The sequence below is a fragment of the Nonomuraea sp. IBHARD001 genome, from assembly GCF_056106265.1.
Window position 1 is genome coordinate 8,312,066 of sequence record NZ_JBWBBW010000002.1, and the last position, 14,869, is coordinate 8,326,934.

General features: G+C 70.4%; 16 protein-coding genes. 8 read left to right on the forward strand and 8 right to left on the reverse strand.

The window, feature by feature from the left end; genetic code table 11:
* Positions 1-56: 56 nt before the first annotated feature.
* The 4 genes from ACTWNK_RS39455 to ACTWNK_RS39470 all read left to right on the forward strand — a co-directional run bounded on the left by ACTWNK_RS39455 (position 57) and on the right by ACTWNK_RS39470 (position 3,367).
* Positions 57-362, forward strand: a complete 306-nt coding sequence (locus ACTWNK_RS39455; RefSeq protein ID WP_474310033.1) for an ArsR/SmtB family transcription factor — start codon at positions 57-59, stop codon at positions 360-362.
* A 49-nt stretch (positions 363-411) separates the two neighbouring features.
* Positions 412-921, forward strand: coding sequence for a cysteine hydrolase family protein (locus tag ACTWNK_RS39460; protein ID WP_474310034.1), 510 nt, complete (start codon positions 412-414; stop codon positions 919-921).
* Positions 922-938: 17 nt separating this feature from the next.
* Positions 939-2,105, forward strand: coding sequence for a low temperature requirement protein A (locus ACTWNK_RS39465; protein WP_474310035.1), 1,167 nt, complete (start codon positions 939-941; stop codon positions 2,103-2,105).
* A gap of 224 nt (positions 2,106-2,329) precedes the next feature.
* Positions 2,330-3,367, forward strand: a complete 1,038-nt coding sequence (locus ACTWNK_RS39470; protein ID WP_474310036.1) for a fatty acid desaturase family protein — start codon at positions 2,330-2,332, stop codon at positions 3,365-3,367.
* 57 nt (positions 3,368-3,424) lie between these two features.
* Here the strand turns inward: ACTWNK_RS39470 and ACTWNK_RS39475 are convergent, their stop codons facing one another.
* Both ACTWNK_RS39475 and ACTWNK_RS39480 read right to left on the reverse strand, forming a co-directional pair.
* Positions 3,425-3,634, reverse strand: a complete 210-nt coding sequence (locus tag ACTWNK_RS39475; RefSeq protein ID WP_474310037.1) for a hypothetical protein — start codon at positions 3,632-3,634, stop codon at positions 3,425-3,427.
* 69 nt (positions 3,635-3,703) lie between these two features.
* Positions 3,704-4,396, reverse strand: a complete 693-nt coding sequence (locus ACTWNK_RS39480; protein ID WP_474310038.1) for an alpha/beta fold hydrolase — start codon at positions 4,394-4,396, stop codon at positions 3,704-3,706.
* Positions 4,397-4,464: 68 nt separating this feature from the next.
* Here ACTWNK_RS39480 and ACTWNK_RS39485 point away from each other — a divergent pair, with 68 nt between their 5' ends.
* A complete protein-coding gene (locus ACTWNK_RS39485) occupies positions 4,465-5,055 on the forward strand; it encodes a TetR/AcrR family transcriptional regulator (protein ID WP_474310039.1) in 591 nt (196 codons plus the stop codon).
* Here the strand turns inward: ACTWNK_RS39485 and ACTWNK_RS39490 are convergent.
* Complete coding sequence (locus ACTWNK_RS39490) at positions 5,052-6,713, reverse strand: alpha-amylase family protein (protein ID WP_474310040.1); 1,662 nt, start codon at positions 6,711-6,713, stop codon at positions 5,052-5,054. The two genes, ACTWNK_RS39485 and ACTWNK_RS39490, sit on opposite strands and share 4 nt — an antisense overlap.
* The gene (locus ACTWNK_RS39495; RefSeq protein ID WP_474310041.1) at positions 6,710-7,648 is read right to left on the reverse strand and encodes a TIGR03885 family FMN-dependent LLM class oxidoreductase; all 939 of its coding nucleotides are present in this window, start codon (positions 7,646-7,648) and stop codon (positions 6,710-6,712) included. The genes ACTWNK_RS39490 and ACTWNK_RS39495 overlap by 4 nt, the downstream gene beginning before the upstream one ends.
* A 76-nt stretch (positions 7,649-7,724) precedes the next feature.
* Here ACTWNK_RS39495 and ACTWNK_RS39500 point away from each other — a divergent pair, with 76 nt between their 5' ends.
* Positions 7,725-8,063 (forward strand): hypothetical protein, encoded by a 339-nt coding sequence (locus ACTWNK_RS39500; RefSeq protein ID WP_474310042.1) that lies wholly within the window; start codon positions 7,725-7,727, stop codon positions 8,061-8,063.
* 41 nt (positions 8,064-8,104) lie between these two features.
* Entirely contained in the window at positions 8,105-10,357 is a 2,253-nt protein-coding gene (gene secD, locus ACTWNK_RS39505) for a protein translocase subunit SecD (RefSeq protein ID WP_474310043.1), read from the forward strand.
* Between the two features lie 13 nt (positions 10,358-10,370).
* Here the strand turns inward: secD and ACTWNK_RS39510 are convergent, their stop codons facing one another.
* Complete coding sequence (locus tag ACTWNK_RS39510) at positions 10,371-11,132, reverse strand: tyrosine-protein phosphatase (protein ID WP_474310044.1); 762 nt, start codon at positions 11,130-11,132, stop codon at positions 10,371-10,373.
* Positions 11,133-11,201: 69 nt separating this feature from the next.
* On the opposite strand from ACTWNK_RS39510, the gene ACTWNK_RS39515 reads away from it, so the two are divergent.
* Positions 11,202-11,402 carry an EF-hand domain-containing protein gene (locus ACTWNK_RS39515; RefSeq protein WP_474310045.1) on the forward strand — a complete coding sequence of 67 codons (201 nt, stop codon included), beginning with the start codon at positions 11,202-11,204 and terminating at the stop codon, positions 11,400-11,402.
* Positions 11,403-11,562: 160 nt separating this feature from the next.
* Here ACTWNK_RS39515 and ACTWNK_RS39520 read toward each other — a convergent pair whose 3' ends face one another.
* The 3 genes from ACTWNK_RS39520 to ACTWNK_RS39530 form a co-directional block, all read right to left on the reverse strand.
* Positions 11,563-12,846, reverse strand: coding sequence for a hypothetical protein (locus ACTWNK_RS39520; protein WP_474310046.1), 1,284 nt, complete (start codon positions 12,844-12,846; stop codon positions 11,563-11,565).
* 62 nt (positions 12,847-12,908) lie between these two features.
* Positions 12,909-14,021 carry an NAD(P)/FAD-dependent oxidoreductase gene (locus ACTWNK_RS39525; protein WP_474310047.1) on the reverse strand — a complete coding sequence of 371 codons (1,113 nt, stop codon included), beginning with the start codon at positions 14,019-14,021 and terminating at the stop codon, positions 12,909-12,911.
* Between the two features lie 48 nt (positions 14,022-14,069).
* The gene (locus tag ACTWNK_RS39530) at positions 14,070-14,804 is read right to left on the reverse strand and encodes a hypothetical protein (protein WP_474310048.1); all 735 of its coding nucleotides are present in this window, start codon (positions 14,802-14,804) and stop codon (positions 14,070-14,072) included.
* Positions 14,805-14,869: the final 65 nt, after the last annotated feature.

The window sequence follows — 14,869 nt, forward strand, 5'->3', positions numbered from 1 at the left end:
CCGGGGCGGGCGGCGGCTTCGAGGCGTCGAGTTCGGCACGTTCGTACGATGGAGGGGTGACAGCACTGCATCCCGACCGCGGCCAGCTCCAGCTGGAGGCGGTTCTCGCCGCGCTCGGCCACCCGGTCAGAGCCAGGATCGTGCGCGCCCTGGCCTCGGGCGAGGAGATGTCCTGCGGCGCGATCGTCCCCGACGTGCCCAAGTCGACGCTCACCCACCACTGGCAGGTGCTGCGCGAGAGCGGCGTCATCCGGCAGCGGCCTTCGGGGCGCATGATGCTCATGACGCTGCGGCGCGACGATCTCGACGCCCGCTTCCCCGGCCTGCTCGACCTGGTGTTCGCCGAGGGCCTCGACGCCTAGTCCGCACTTTTCGCACACCTGATCGATAGCCTCGGCTATTGTCTGCGGCATGCCCATCGCGCTCATCCTGCTGGACGTCCAGCGCAACATGTTGGAGCCGCCCACCGCGGCGCCCGCCGCGGGCAGCGTGGGCCCCGCGATCGCCGAGCTCCTGCGGCGGGCGCGGCTGGCCGGTGTGACGATCGTGCACGTGCGCAACAACGGCGCCTCCGACGACCCCGACGCGCCCGACACACCCGGCTGGCAGCTCGTGCACGAGGTGCTGCCCGGTGAGCACGTGGTGGACAAGTTCCAGCCGGACGCGTTCGCCGACTCCACGCTCGGCACCCTGCTCGGGCCGGGCGACCCGGTGGTGATCGCCGGGTTGCAGAGCGAGTGGTGCGTGCGCGAGACCGCGCTCGGCGCCATCGCCGCGGGACACCAGGCCCGCGTCGTGCGCGGCGCGCATGCCACCTACGATGACGGTGACGCGGCTCAGACGATCTCCGACCGCGTCGAGGCCGAGCTGGCCGCCAAGGGGGCGCTTCTCGTCGAGCTCGACGACGTCGCGTTCGAGTGAGCTCACAAGGGGTGGGGATGAGCTGGAGACATGTCCTGCGCCGACGCGAGGCGGGCGCCGCCGTGGTGTCGCCGATCGAGCTCTTCTTCGACCTCGTCTACGTCTTCACCATCACCCAGCTCTCCCACCTGCTGCTGGCGCACCTCACGCCCGCGGGCGCCGGGCAGACGCTGCTGCTGACCCTGGCCGTGTGGTGGGCCTGGATGTACACGACCTGGACCACCAACTACTGCGACCCCAACCATCCGGCCATGCGGCTGATGCTGGTCGGGGTCATGCTCGCCGGGCTCGTCATGGCCGCCGCCGTGCCCGAGGCCTTCGGCTCGCGGGCGCTGTGGTTCGCCTGCGCCTATGTGAGCATCCAGATCGGTCGCACGATCTTCGTCGCCTGGGCCACGCGTGGAGCGCCGATCCAGCGCACCTTCCAGCGGGTGCTGGTGTGGATGGGTCTGTCCGGGGTGCTGTGGATCGCCGGAGCGCTGATCGGCGGCGGCGCGCAGGTCGCACTGTGGGTGCTGGCCCTGGTGCTGGAGTACCTCGCGCCGAGCCACGGCTACCGCACGCCCGGCCTCGGCCGCTCGGTCACATCGGACTGGTCCATCGACGGCGGCCACATGGCCGAGCGCTGCCAGCTCTTCGTCATCATCGCACTGGGTGAGTCCGTGCTGGTCACCGGTGCCACGCTGGCCGGGCAGAGCGAGATCACGCCCTCCTCGCTGGCCGCCTTCGTGGTGGCCTTCCTCGGCAGTGTGGCCCTGTGGTGGGTGTATTTCGACCGCACGGCCGAAGCCGCGGCCGAGGCGATCTCGGAGTCGGACGACCCCGGCAGGATCGGGCGCTCGGCCTATACCTATATCCACATCGTCATGGTCGTCGGCGTCATCGTCTCGGCCGTCGGCGACGAGTTGGTGATCGCGCATCCGACCGGTCACGGCAGCTGGGGCACCGCGCTGACCGTGCTCGGCGGGCCCGCGCTGTTCCTGCTGGGGCACGCGCTGTTCAAGCGGGCCGTGTTCGGCTACGTGCCGGTCAACCGTGTCGCGGCCGCCGTGCTGCTGCTCGCCCTGGTGCCGCTCGGGCCGATCGCGCCGCCGATCGTGCTGGCCGTCGTGGCGGCGGCCGTCGTGTGGGGTGTGGCGATCTGGGACTCCCGCAGTGCGCGCAAGGTGGCGTCCGCCGGGTAGAGTCACCGCCGACACCCTGATTCGCCCAGGTCACAGGGGGTCGTGCTATCTCTGGTCCCGGACAACTCTGGTCTTCCCGCGAGGCGATCTTGCATCGGCCCCGGTGAACGGCCATGGTAGGGGCAGCACTACCCCCGGCGGGGGTGACCACGGGATTCTCCCCGGTCTCGGCCGCGGCCAGACTCTGAATAGTCGACTTCCCGACCGCCCCGACAAGGAGATCAGTGACCACGTCAGCCGTCGAAGCCAGAGGCAGCGACTTCGCCCGATTAGCACGCAAGATCAACGAGGCCGGCCTCCTGGAGCGACGCACCACGTACTACTCTGTCCGGCTGACTCTGGTCGCCATCGCCTTCGCCGGTGGATGGGCACTGTTCGTCGCGGTCGGCGACTCCTGGCTGCAACTTCTCGTCGCCGCCTTCCTCGCTGTCGCCTTCGCCCAGGTCGCCCTGGTCGCACACGACCTCGCCCATCGCCAGGTCTTCAGGTCACGCCGTTCGGCCGAGAACTCGGGCCTGGTGTTCGGCAACCTGCTCATCGGGATGAGCTACGGCTGGTGGGCCGACAAGCACACCCGCCACCATGCCAATCCCAACCACGAGGAGCACGACCCGGACGTCGCGCCCGACATCCTCATCTGGTCGGCCGAGCAGGCCGAGCGGGCGACGGGCGTGCCGCGGCTGATCGGGCGCTACCAGGCGTTCCTGTTCTTCCCGCTGCTCACGCTCGAAGGCCTGAACCTGCACATCTCCAGCTTCCGCGCGCTGCCCAAGCCGCACATGAAGCGCAAGGGTGTGGAGGCGGCGCTGCTGATCGGCCATGTGGTCTGGTACGTCGCGCTGGTCTTCGCCGTGCTGCCGTGGGACAAGGCGCTGGCGTTCATGGCGGTGCACCAGGCGGTGTTCGGCCTCTACCTGGGCTGCACGTTCGCACCCAACCACAAGGGCATGCCGATGCCGAGCGAGGAGGACCAGCTCGACTTCCTGCGCAAGCAGGTGCTGACCTCCCGCAACGTCAAGGGCGGCCACCTGCTGGACGTGGCGCTCGGCGGGCTGAACTACCAGATCGAGCACCACCTGTTCCCCAACATGCCGAGCCCCAACCTGCGCAAGGCCCAGCCCATCGTCAAGGCCTACTGCGACGAGCTCGGCGTGTCCTATCTGGAGTCCGGCCTGGTCGACTCCTATGCCCAGGCCCTGCGGCACATGCACGAGATCGGCGAGCCGATCCGCAGGGCCAAGCAGTCAGCGGCGGCGTCCTGATCCGCGTTGCCCATGGGGGCCAGGCCCCTCCCATGGGCGACGCGGACCGGCGCCTGGTCAGTCCTGCGATCGAAGGCTCTCGCGCCGCGCTTCGAGCTCGGCGATGACCTCGTCCTGCTCGTCGGCCATCTGGATCATCGAGCTGCGCTCGACCTGATCGAGGGCGCCGCTGTCGCCGATCTGCTCGCGCAGGTCGGCGTTCTCCGCCTTCAACCTGGCCAACTCGGTCTCCACCTGGCGCAATTCGTGGTGGTTGTCTGTTGTCATAACGGCCTTCATACCCGGCGGGCGACACCCCATCCTTGACGACGATCTTGATAGGGGCCAACGGCTTCCCTATCCGGCCGTGATGAAGTCGCGGATCAGGGCGGTCAGCTCGGCCGGTCGTTCGTGCACGACGATGTGGCCGCTGTCCAGCTCGGCGTACGCGCTCCCGGCGATGCCCGCGTGCAGCGCTCTGGCATGGGCGACCGGGACCAGGTGGTCCTGCGTGTTGCCGACGACCAGCGTGGGCGCGGTGACGAGAGGCAGCCTGTCGCGGATGTCGACGGTCAGGTCCAGCTCGATCTGACGCCGTGTCCCTGCGGGCGCGCTCCCGGCGAGCAGCCCGGCGACCCCGTCCGCGCCGAGCCCCGACAGGAAGTCCGGGCTGAAGGCGAGCAACGCGGCGACGGCCGGATCGGTGTCGAGATGACGCAGCCAGGCCCGCAGGCCGAGTGCCAGCCGGGTATCGGGGTGCGTCCACCCGGCGATCAGCACGAGCCTGCGCACCCGTTCGGGGTGTGCGGCCGCCACCGCCGCCGCGACGACCGCGCCCAGCGAGAAGCCGACCAGGTCGCCGCACTCCCCCAGCTCGGGTACGACCAGGTCGACCAGGTCGTCGAGGCCGAGCCGCCCGTCCGGCACGAAGGTGGAGTAGTCGGGTGTGCGCACGCTTCCGATGTCGCCGAAGCCGTCGACGAGGTGGCCGAAGTTGCTCGCGGGGTCGCCGCCGGTGCCGTGCACGAGGACGAGGGGCGTGGTGCTCAAGACGACCTCAATTTCATAGCGATCGATACATAACAACCGTAACATAGGGATCGCTATAGAATGAGGCCATGGCGAGACCACGCTCCTTCGACAGGGACCAGGCCCTCGAACAGGCCATGACCGCGTTCTGGCGCAACGGCTACGAAGCCACCTCGATCGCCGCGCTCACCGCCGCCATGGGCATCAACCCGCCCAGCCTGTATGCCGCGTTCGGCGACAAACGCCGCCTCTTCGACGAGGCCGTCAGCCGCTACCAGCGCGAACACGGTGCGGTGGTCACCCGGGCGCTGGAGGAGAGCGAGAGCGGCAGGCAGGCCGTCGCGCTCACCCTGCACGAGGCCGCCAGGCACTACAGCGACGACGCGCACCCGCCGGGCTGCATGGTGATCTCGGCCGCCGTCAACTGCGGCCCCGAGTCCGCCGACGTCGAGGCCGCGCTGCGCGAGATGCGCGAAGCGGCCAAGGCCGCCATCAGGGCCCGCATCGACGGCGACCTCGCGGCGGGCCGCCTGCCCGAAGGCACCGACACCGCCGCGCTCGCCGCCTACTACGCCGCCGTCATCCAGGGCATGTCCACCCAGGCCCGCGACGGCGCCTCCCACGAGGACCTGCGGCGCATCGCCGACCTCGCCATGCGCGCCTGGCCAGGCGCGGACTAACCCGCCTTCACCGAGGCGTCCTCCGGCGGGGTGCGGGGCGGCGAGACGCGCATCCAGCGGCAGCCGTGCGGGCCGAGCACCAGGGGCGTGCGCTCGTCGTCGGGGATCTCGGAGCTGCCGTCGACCAGCAGGTCGGTCAGCACACTGCCGCCCAGCCCCTCCAGCTTCAGCTCCACCTCCACCGAGGTGTCCGACAGATTGTGCACCGCCACCACCGTCGCCCCCTCCGCGTCGCACCGATGCGCCAGCACCGCCGGATGCCCGGCCTCCAGCACCGTGCACTCGCCCCAGGCCAGCTCGGGGCACTCCCGATAGCGCAGGATGAGCAGCTTGAACCACGACAGCAGCGAGTCGTTGTCCCGCAGCTGGTCGCTGACATTGACATGCGCGGGCGAGTACGCGCCGTCGGGCCCCTCGCGATCGGCCTCCCCCGCCGTGAACCCGCCCTCCGGCGCCCACTGCATCGGCACCCGTACGGCCATGCGCCCTTCGGCCTCCAGGTTCTCGCCCATGCCGATCTCCTCACCGTAGAAGACGACCGGTGTGCCCGGCAGTGAGAACAGCAGGCTGTAGGCCATCTTCATCCGGCGCAGGTCGCCGCCCATCATGCCGGGCAGCCTGCGACGCAGTCCCCTGTCGAAGATCTGCATGTTCTTGTCGGGCCCGAAGGCCGCGAACACCTCCTCGCGCTCCTCCTCGGTGAGCTTGTCCAGCGTCAGCTCGTCGTGGTTGCGCAGGAAGGAGGCCCACTGGCAGTCCTTGGGCGGCTTCGGCCGCTCGCGCAGCGCAGAGACGACCGGCTCGGCCTGCGACCTGGCCATGGCCAGCCAGGCCCGCTGCATGCCGATGAAGTCGAAGCAGAGCGTGAGCTGGTCGCCGTTGCCGTCGCCGAAGTAGGCCAGCAGGTCGTCGTAGGCCAGGTTGACCTCGCCCAGCAGCACCGAGCCGCCGAGCCTTCGCCCCATGAAGGCCCTCAGATCGGCCAGGAAGGCATGCGGATCGGGCAGCTTGTCGCCCACGTTCTCGATGAGGAACGGCACGGCGTCCACCCTGAACCCGGACAGCCCGAGCTCCATCCAGAAGCCGAGAATGCGGGTGATCTCATCGCGTACCTCGGGATTGGCGACGTTCAGATCCGGCTGGTGCCGGTAGAAGGAGTGCAGGTAGTACTGCTTGGTCTTCTTGTCCAGCTGCCAGATGCTGTCCTCCTTGTCGGGGAAGACCACGGCGTCGGGATCGTCGGGCTCCGGCTTGTCCGACCAGACGTACCAGTCGCGGTAGCGCGAGTCCTTGGCGGAGCGGGCGTCGACGAACCAGGGATGCTGGTCGGAGGTGTGGTTGACGACCAGGTCGGCGATGACCCGCATGCCCCTGTCCCGCGCGGTGCGGACGAACTCCACGAAGTCCCCCAGCGTGCCCAGCCTGGGGTCGACGCTGTAGAAGTCGGTGATGTCGTAGCCGTCGTCCTTGTTCGGCGTCGGGAAGAACGGCATCAGCCAGATGCACGTCACCCCCAGCCGCTCCAGGTAGTCCACCTGCTGGGTCAGCCCTCGGAAGTCGCCGATGCCGTCACCGTCGCCGTCCTTGTACGTCTCGACGTCCAGGCAGTAGATCACGGCCGACTTCCACCACAGGTCGGAGGTGTGGGTGAGCCTCACTTGATCACCTCGGCGAACGCCTCGATGAAGGGCCGCTGCCGCTGGCCGACGTGATGCAGGTAGATCTCGTCGAAGCCCTGTTCGGCGTATCCGGCCAGCCAGTCCCGGTGGCGTTCCAGGTCGCTGGAGATGTGCACGACCTCGGCGACGCGTTCGCGCGAGACGTCCTTGGACACCTCGTCGAAGGCGGCCACACTGTCGATGTCCCAGCAGGCGGGCGGGCCGAACACGTTGGAGCGCCACTGGTCCCACGCCAGGTGGGCCGCCTCCTCGTCGGTGGCCGCCCAGCTCAGGTGTACCTGCACGCGCAGCGGGCCGCGCCCGCCCGCCTCGCGGTAGGCGCGTGCCACCTTGGCCGCCTGCGGGCCGCCCACGGTGATCAGGCCGTCGGCCCACTCGGCGCACCAGCGCGCCGTCTCCTCCGACACCGCGGCGCCGACCAGGTCCGGCCTGCGTTCGGGAAGCGTCCACACCCTGGCCCTGTCCACGGTGACGAGACCGTCGTGGCTGACCTCCTCGCCGTCGAGCAGGGCCCTGATGATCTCGACGCACTCACGCAGCCGGGCGTTGCGGACGTGTTTGGCGGGCCAGGCCTGGCCGGTGACGTGTTCGTTGCTCGCCTCGCCGGTGCCGAGCGCCGCCCAGAACCGGCCCGGGTACATCGCCGCCAGCGTGGCCACCGCCTGCGCGATGATCGCCGGATGGTAGCGCTGGCCGGGCGCGTTGACGACGCCGAACGGCAGCGACGTGGCCTGCAGCGCCGAGCCGAGCCACGACCAGGCGAATCCCGACTGGCCCTGACGTGAGCTCCAAGGGGCGAAATGGTCCGACGACATGGCGGCGGCGAATCCGGCGCTCTCGGCCTCGGCGACCGCGGTCAGCAACTCCGCCGGGTGAATCTGCTCGTGCGAGGCGTGATACCCGTAGACAGTCATGGCCGCCCGCTACCCAGCAGGCGGCGTCTCAGCCTCGGGCGGGCTATCGTGAAGCGGGACCCGACGAAGGAGCGACATGAGGAGCAGGAGCAGGCTGAGCGCCGCGTTCCTCCTTCTGCTGTCGTCGATCTTCCTGGTCGGGGGCGCGCATCCGCACGCGGCGTCGGCGCGGCTGCAGGCGCTCGTCGTGCAGGCCGAGCTGCCCTCGCTGCACGCCCAGGCCGCTCCCCGGCCGCACACCACCAAGCTCAAGGCGGACCAGCCCGCCTTCGCCGGCTTCGCCGTACCTCCGCATCCGACCGTGCTGCGGGCTCCCCGTGTGCTGTTCGTGCGGGCGGCTGCCGGGACCGATGTGCCGCCGCAGCGCGGCCACCGCGCGGCCAACAGCCGCGCGCCGCCCTCCACAGGCAGCTGAACTTCCCCTTTTCCCTAGTACGCAGCCTGTGGAGGCTTCCCATGTCACGTGCGCCCTTGTGGCGTGCGGTGGCGGCGTTCGCCGTCGTCGCCGTGTCCGTGTTACTGGCTCTGAGCATGACCCCGCGCCTCGGTCTCGACCTGCGTGGCGGCACCCAACTCGTCTTCGAGACCAAGGACTCCCCGACGGCCAAGGCCGACGCCGAGGCCACCGACCGCACGCTCGACGTGCTGCAACGCCGTACCGATGCGCTCGGTGTCGTGGATCCGACCCTGGTCAGGTCGGGCGAGAACCGGATCATCGTCGAACTGCCCGGTGTGATGGACCCGCGCCAGGCGGCCGATGTGATCGGCAAGACCGCCCAGCTCACCTTCCATCCGGTGCTCGGCCAGGCCGATGGCGAGCCGGCCAAGGGTCAGACCGTGCTGGCCGACGAGCAGGGCGGCAAGCTGCTGCTCGGCCCGGCCTCGATCACCGGCGACGGGGTGACCGACGCCGCCGCGGCCACCGACCCGCAGCGCGGGCCCGGCTGGTTCGTCAATGTGGACTTCCGCGAGACCGGGCCCTGGGCCAAGCTGACGGGCGACGCCGCCTGCCAGCCGTTCGGAGACCCCAAGCGCAGGGTCGCCATCGTCCTGGACAACGAGATCATCTCCTCGCCCCAGGTCAACGAGGACACCCCGTGCCGCACCGGACAGCCCGCCGGTTCCACCACGATCACCGGCAACTTCGACGCCGAGAGCGCCAAGCAGCTCTCGGTGCTGATCAAGGGTGGCTCGCTGCCGATGCCCGTGGAGATCGTCGAGCAGCGGACCGTCGGCCCGACGCTCGGCGCCGACGCGATCTCGGCCAGCGCCAAGGCGGGCGTCGCCGGTGTGCTGCTGACCGCGCTGTTCATCGTGATCGTCTACCGCGTGGTCGGGCTCGTCGCGGCGATCTCGCTCGCCCTCTACGCGCTGATCTCGTACGCGGCGCTGGTGGCGATCGGGGCGACGCTCACCCTGCCGGGCCTGGCCGGGTTCGTCCTGGCGATCGGCATGGCGGTCGACGCCAACGTGCTGGTCTTCGAACGGGCGAGGGAGGAGTACGCCGCCTCGCCGGGCCGTGGGCTCAGATCGGCGCTCGACAAGGGGTTCAAGAACGCCTGGAGTGCGGTCGCCGACTCCAACATCACCACACTGCTGGCCGCCGGGCTGCTGTTCTTCCTGGCGTCGGGGCCGGTCAAAGGGTTCGGTGTGACGCTGTCCATCGGCGTGCTGGCCTCGCTGGTCTCGGCGATGCTCATCTCGCGGGTGCTCGCCGGGCTCGTCATCTCGCGGCTCGGCCCGAAGGCGTCCGGGCTGGGTTCGGTCGGCAGGCTGCGGATCTGGCTGACCGAACGCGACCCCGACCTGATGCGCAAGGGCAGGCTGTGGCTGGCCGTCGCCGGTGCGGTGGTCGCGGTGTCGACGGCCGGACTGCTGGTCAGAGGGCTGGACTTCGGCGTGGAGTTCACCGGCGGGCGCATCGTCGAGTACACCACGAGCAAGCCGGTCGCGGCCGAGACCGCCAGGCAGGCCGTGTCGGACGCGGGCTTCCCCTCGGCCGTCGTGCAGAGCTCGGGCGACGACATCTCGGTGCGCACCGGTCAGATCACGGCCGACGACGTCGTCACCATCGAGAACGCGCTGGAGTCGGTCGCGGGCCCGGTCGACAAGCAGCGCGACGAGCTGATCGGCCCGAGCCTCGGCGACGAGCTCAAGCGCAACGCGCTGATCGCACTCGGCGTCGCCCTGCTGGCGCAGCTGGCCTATCTGGCCTTCAGGTTCAGATGGACGTTCGGCACCGCCGCCGTCCTGGCCCTGGCCGCCGACGCGGCGATCGTGCTGGGCGCCTTCGCCTGGCTCGGCAAGCCGATCGACGGCGTGTTCCTGGCCGCGATGCTCACCATCATCGGGTACTCGGTCAACGACAAGGTCGTCGTCTTCGACCGGGTGCGCGAGATGTGGGGGGCTCAGCGCACGACGCCGTTCGCCCGGGTCGCCAACTCCGCGATCCTGCAGACCGTGCCGCGTACGGTCAACACCGGGCTCGGGGCGCTGTTCATCCTGGCGGCGCTGGCGGTGTTCGGCGGCGACTCGTTGCGCGACTTCGCCATCGCCCTGCTCATCGGGATCGGCGTGGGCACGCTGTCGTCGTCGTTCGTGGCGGGACCGCTGGCCGTCGAGCTCGAACGGCGCAGCTCCAAGCCGCCTCCGGCCCCCAAGGAGAAGCGCAGGACGCAGGTGCGGACCGGCTCGGGGGCGGTGCTCTGAGTACGGCCGGGCCTCAGAGGAGGTAGGCGGCCCGGAGGGCCTCGACGTCCTCGGAGGTCAGGCCGAGCGCTTCGGCGGCGTAGCCGTGCACGTCGCCGAAGCGCTCCTCGACCAGGGCGAACGCCGCGGCCAGGTACTCCGGCCTGACCTCGAGGAGCGGCCTGACCACCTCGGGGTCCATGCCGCCTCGCCGTACCATGTCGTAGATCGGGGCGTAGGCCGCGCTCAGGCGGTCGTTGCTCTCCAGGTAGTCGGCCAGCACGGTGTCGCGGTCGACGCCCAGCAGGGTGAGCAGCAGGGCGGTGCCCCAGCCGGTGCGGTCCTTGCCCGCCGTGCAGTGCATGAGCGTGCCGGGCTCGGCCATCGCGCGCATGAGTCCGGCGAAGGCCGCGTGCGAGGCGGGTGCGGTGACCAGGTCGCGGTAGACGGCCGTCATGAAGTCGGCGGCGGTCTCGGGCGAGCTGAGCGCCTGGGCGCCTTCGGGCTGGGCGAAGAGCGAGGCGATGTCGGCTCCGGGCCTGCCGTCCTTCTGCGGGTCGAGCACGAGGTAGTCGACGCCGTCGGGAAGCAGGTCGGGCTGCTTGCCGCGTTCGGCGTCGGTGCGCAGGTCGCACACCAGCCTGACGGCGGCCAGCCTGTCGTGGTCGGCCGCTGTCACCTGGTCGAGCGCGCCGGAGCGGAAGCCGTGCCCGGTGCGGACCTTGCGGCCGTCGGCGGTGGTGTGGCCGCCCACGTCACGCAGGTTCGGCAGGCCTTTGATACTCAGCGAAGTCATGTCCCCCACGGGAAATGACGGTATCAATCATCCCACGAGGGACATCACGCGCCACTAGGGTTTTCTCCCATGAGCGACTACGCAATCACTTTCGAACTCGTCGACGGCGACAAGGACGGCCTCATCTCGGCCGAGGAACTCGTCCGTCTCATGCAGGTGCTCGGCCAGCCCATCACGGTCGACGCCGCCCAGGCCGCGATCGCCAAGCTGGATGTCAACGGCGACGGGCTGATCAACCTGGAGGAGTTCGGCAGCTTCCTCAAGCCGTGAGCCGTCGCTCGCGACGATGATCGAGGGGGGGCGGCCCGCGAGCCCCCCTCATCGGCGGCGATGAGCCACTCGCGGGCCGCCCTGACAGATTCCCCCATGTGCGGCGCGGGAATCCGATCGCCGGATCTTTCTCAGCCGGTTGCCAGGGTGGGGCTCCGGGTCAGAGCGCCGCCACGTAGACCTGGCCGAAGACTTCGGCCAGCTTCTTCAGATCGGTGTCCACGTCGACCTCGGGGGCTCCCGGGTCGTAGATCGTGGCCAGCCGGGGCTTGACCGCGTCGAGCTTGTCCAGCGCCGCCCAGGCCGGGCTGGCCGCGAGCTTGGCGCCCAGGATGCGGTGCACGGTCTTGCCGTCGTGCCAACGCGTCCACAGGGTCACGCTCTCGGCGGCGTCGTTGAGCAGCGGCGCGGCGATCCGGTCGGCCACCGCCTTGTCGGCCTGCGCGGCGGTCAGCGCGGAGGCGCCGGGACCGGTGAAGGTGGCGTCCTCGGCCGCGATCAGCCCGTAGGCGTCCCAGGCGCGCGCCCTGACCTGGATCGACTGGTTGCGCTGCGCGGTGGCCGTGTCGATCTTCCAGGTGGCGTACTCGGTGCCCAGCAGGCCGTTGTCCAGTGCGAGCTGGTCGATCAGCCCCTTGCTCAGATAGCCGCCGACCTGCTCGGGCGTCACCAGCGGGTACTTCGTCGTCAGCGCGCTCTTGCAGGCGTCGTCGCCGCCGCAGCCGAGCACGGGCACGACCGTGTGCGCGGCCAGCTTCCTGCCGGGCGCGACCGCCCGCAGCGCGGCGGTGGTCTCGGCGAGGAACCTGTCGATCTCCTCGGTCGTGGTGAAGGTCTTGTTGTAGCCGAGCTGCTGGGTGAACCTGACCCCCACGACACCCGGCTGTACGGCCAGCGCGCCGATGCGCTTGACCGCCTCGGGCAGCTTGCCCGCCTTCCAGTCGTCGGCCAGCTCCGTGCTCACCCAGACGCGAAGGCCGCTCGCCGCCGCGCTCGCCACGGCCTTGCCCGAAGGGGTCTCGGCCGCCGTCTTCACCTCGGCCTGGGAGAGGGCCTCGGGCCTGACGAAGCAGTCGCTGCCACCGCCCTCGCACTCGGGGTCGCCCTCGTCGTCCGGGTTCTCCGGCTCCGGGTCGCCGACCTCGTGTGCGATGCCGTCGCCTTCGAGGCCTTCGGCGCACCTGTTGCCCGGGGCGTTGCAGTTGATCAGCTCGTTGTCGACGGGGCCCGCCTCACGCATGCGCTCGCCGTCGTTCTCGCCCCAGAACCTGACGATGTCGGCCACCTCGTCGGGTGTGGCCATCCAGCGGCACACGACATAGGCGGGCGTGTCATCCGACAGCAGGTCGTTGCAGCTACGCGGATCGTCCTGCGACCAGGCGGGCACCGCGATCCCGAGCAGGCTCAACGCCAGGCCGAGTGCGAGGATCTTCCACAGGCGCATGTCATGTACTCCCCGACGTGATCAAATGCGGCACAAAGCACATTAGCCGTCAAGAGGACACGTCACAACGGAGACAGCCCGCTCGTCCGCAACCCGCGCGAGGGCACCCGCTCGTGCAACCCGAAGCGCGACTCCGGCTCCCGATCACCCGCGACGATCTCCGCCATGGCCTCGGCCAGCGCCGGAGCATGCTTGAACCCGTGGCCCGAGTCCCCGCCGAGCACCCAGACGCCGGGCGAGGTCTGCGCGACGATCCATTCGGCATCCGGCGTGAGGGCGTACTGACAGACCTGGCTGAACAGCACCGGCGCCTCGGCCACCGCGGGGAACCTGCGCCGCAGATACGCGCGGGCCTCGCGCTCGCTGCCCGCCTCGACGGTCCTGGCCCCGTGCTCGGGCTCGAAGGCCGGGCCCTCGGTGTCGGAGGTGGCCTTCATCCCGACGCCGTCGACGTCGCCGTGCCCGTACGCCGAGGCGTCGTAGTCGAGCCAGGCCGGCATGCCGGGTGTGCTCCAGCCGTCGGGCACGGCCAGGTGCAGGGTGTCCTGCCTGGTCACGGTCAGCGGCAGGTCGAACACCTCGCCGAGCCACGCGCCCGCCGCCCACACCACCCGATCGGCCGTCAGCCGCTCGCCCGCCACCTCGACCGAGGTGCCGCCCGCCGGTCGCGCCACGCCCCTGACCAGCCGTACGCCCTGGGCCTGTGCCAGCCTGGCGGTGAGCTGGGTGGCCCGGCGCGCCCTGATCACTCCCGAGTGCGGCTCCCACAGCAGGAAGCTCAGGCCGTCGGCCCGGAAGTCGGGGAAGAATCGGCTGCCTTCGGCCGGGTCGAGTCGTTCGTGCGGCACGCCGACGCGGTCGAGCACGGCGGCGCTGTCGTGCTCCCAGCCGTCCGGTGTCGCCGCGAAGAACAGCACGCCCGCCTCGACGAACAACTCCTCGCCCACCCGTTCACCCAGCGCCAGCCAGCCCTGCCTGGAGCGCCAGGCCAGATCGGCATAGAAGGCGTCGGCGCCGTGCGAGCAGCGCAGCAGCCTCGTCTCGCCCGCGCTCGCGCCGCGCAGGTGTCCAGGGGTGTGCCGTTCGACCAGCGTCACCCGCCATCCGGACTCCGCCAGCCGCAGGGCAAGCGACGATCCCCAGATTCCGGCTCCGACCACAATGACCGATCTCATGCGTCCCACCGTGGCCCCATGCCCGCCGTACGGGCAAGAGGGCCGTGCTCAGACGACGATGAGGGTGACGATCACACCGGCGCAGTTGCCCGCCAGGCACACACGCACCGGGATCTCCGAGACGCCCGCCGTCTGCGGCACGCCGCCCACATGGCCGTCGGGGCCGATCGCCACGCCGTGCGGCAGTGCGCCCGCGTTCGTCACGGTGAAGGTCGGCAGCACGCCCGCGCCGGGTCCGCCGTTGAGGGTGATCGTGCCGTTGTAGGCCAGGCCGACCTTGCCGGGGAAGGTCAGGCCCTGCGCCGACCAGGGCACGTTGCGGTGCACGACGACCGTGATGCGTTCCTCCACACAGATCAGGCCTCGGCACAGTCTGATCGGCGTGGTGTAGACGCCGGGCGCGCCGGGCCTGCCGTACAGGACGCCTGTCTCGTCGAGGCTCACGCCGGGGGCCAGGTCGGCGCCGGGGAAGTCGATCGCGTCCTCGACGGGGATCAGGCGTTCGTCGACCTCGATGCCCTCGGTGACGTAGAAGGTGTTCTCGACCAGCAGGACGGGGGTCGCCGACGGTGTGCGGACGTCGGCCCGCACGCTCAGCAGGCCCGCCGCCTCGACCTGGGCCGCCTGGGCGTCGTCGGCGTCGCGCAGCAGGGGCACGGCGAGGATCAGCGCGACGAACGCGGCGGCCGTCATGGCGCTCGCCCAGGTGCGCCAGTCGTGCCGGATCCGCCCTGCCTGCCGTCCTTCGCCGGTCGGCGCAGGGCGGGTCTCGCTGTGCTGCATCGTTCCCCCCGAGGGTCGGATACCGCTTACCTACCCCTCCCGCCGCAGGGCGTCACCCCTGCCTC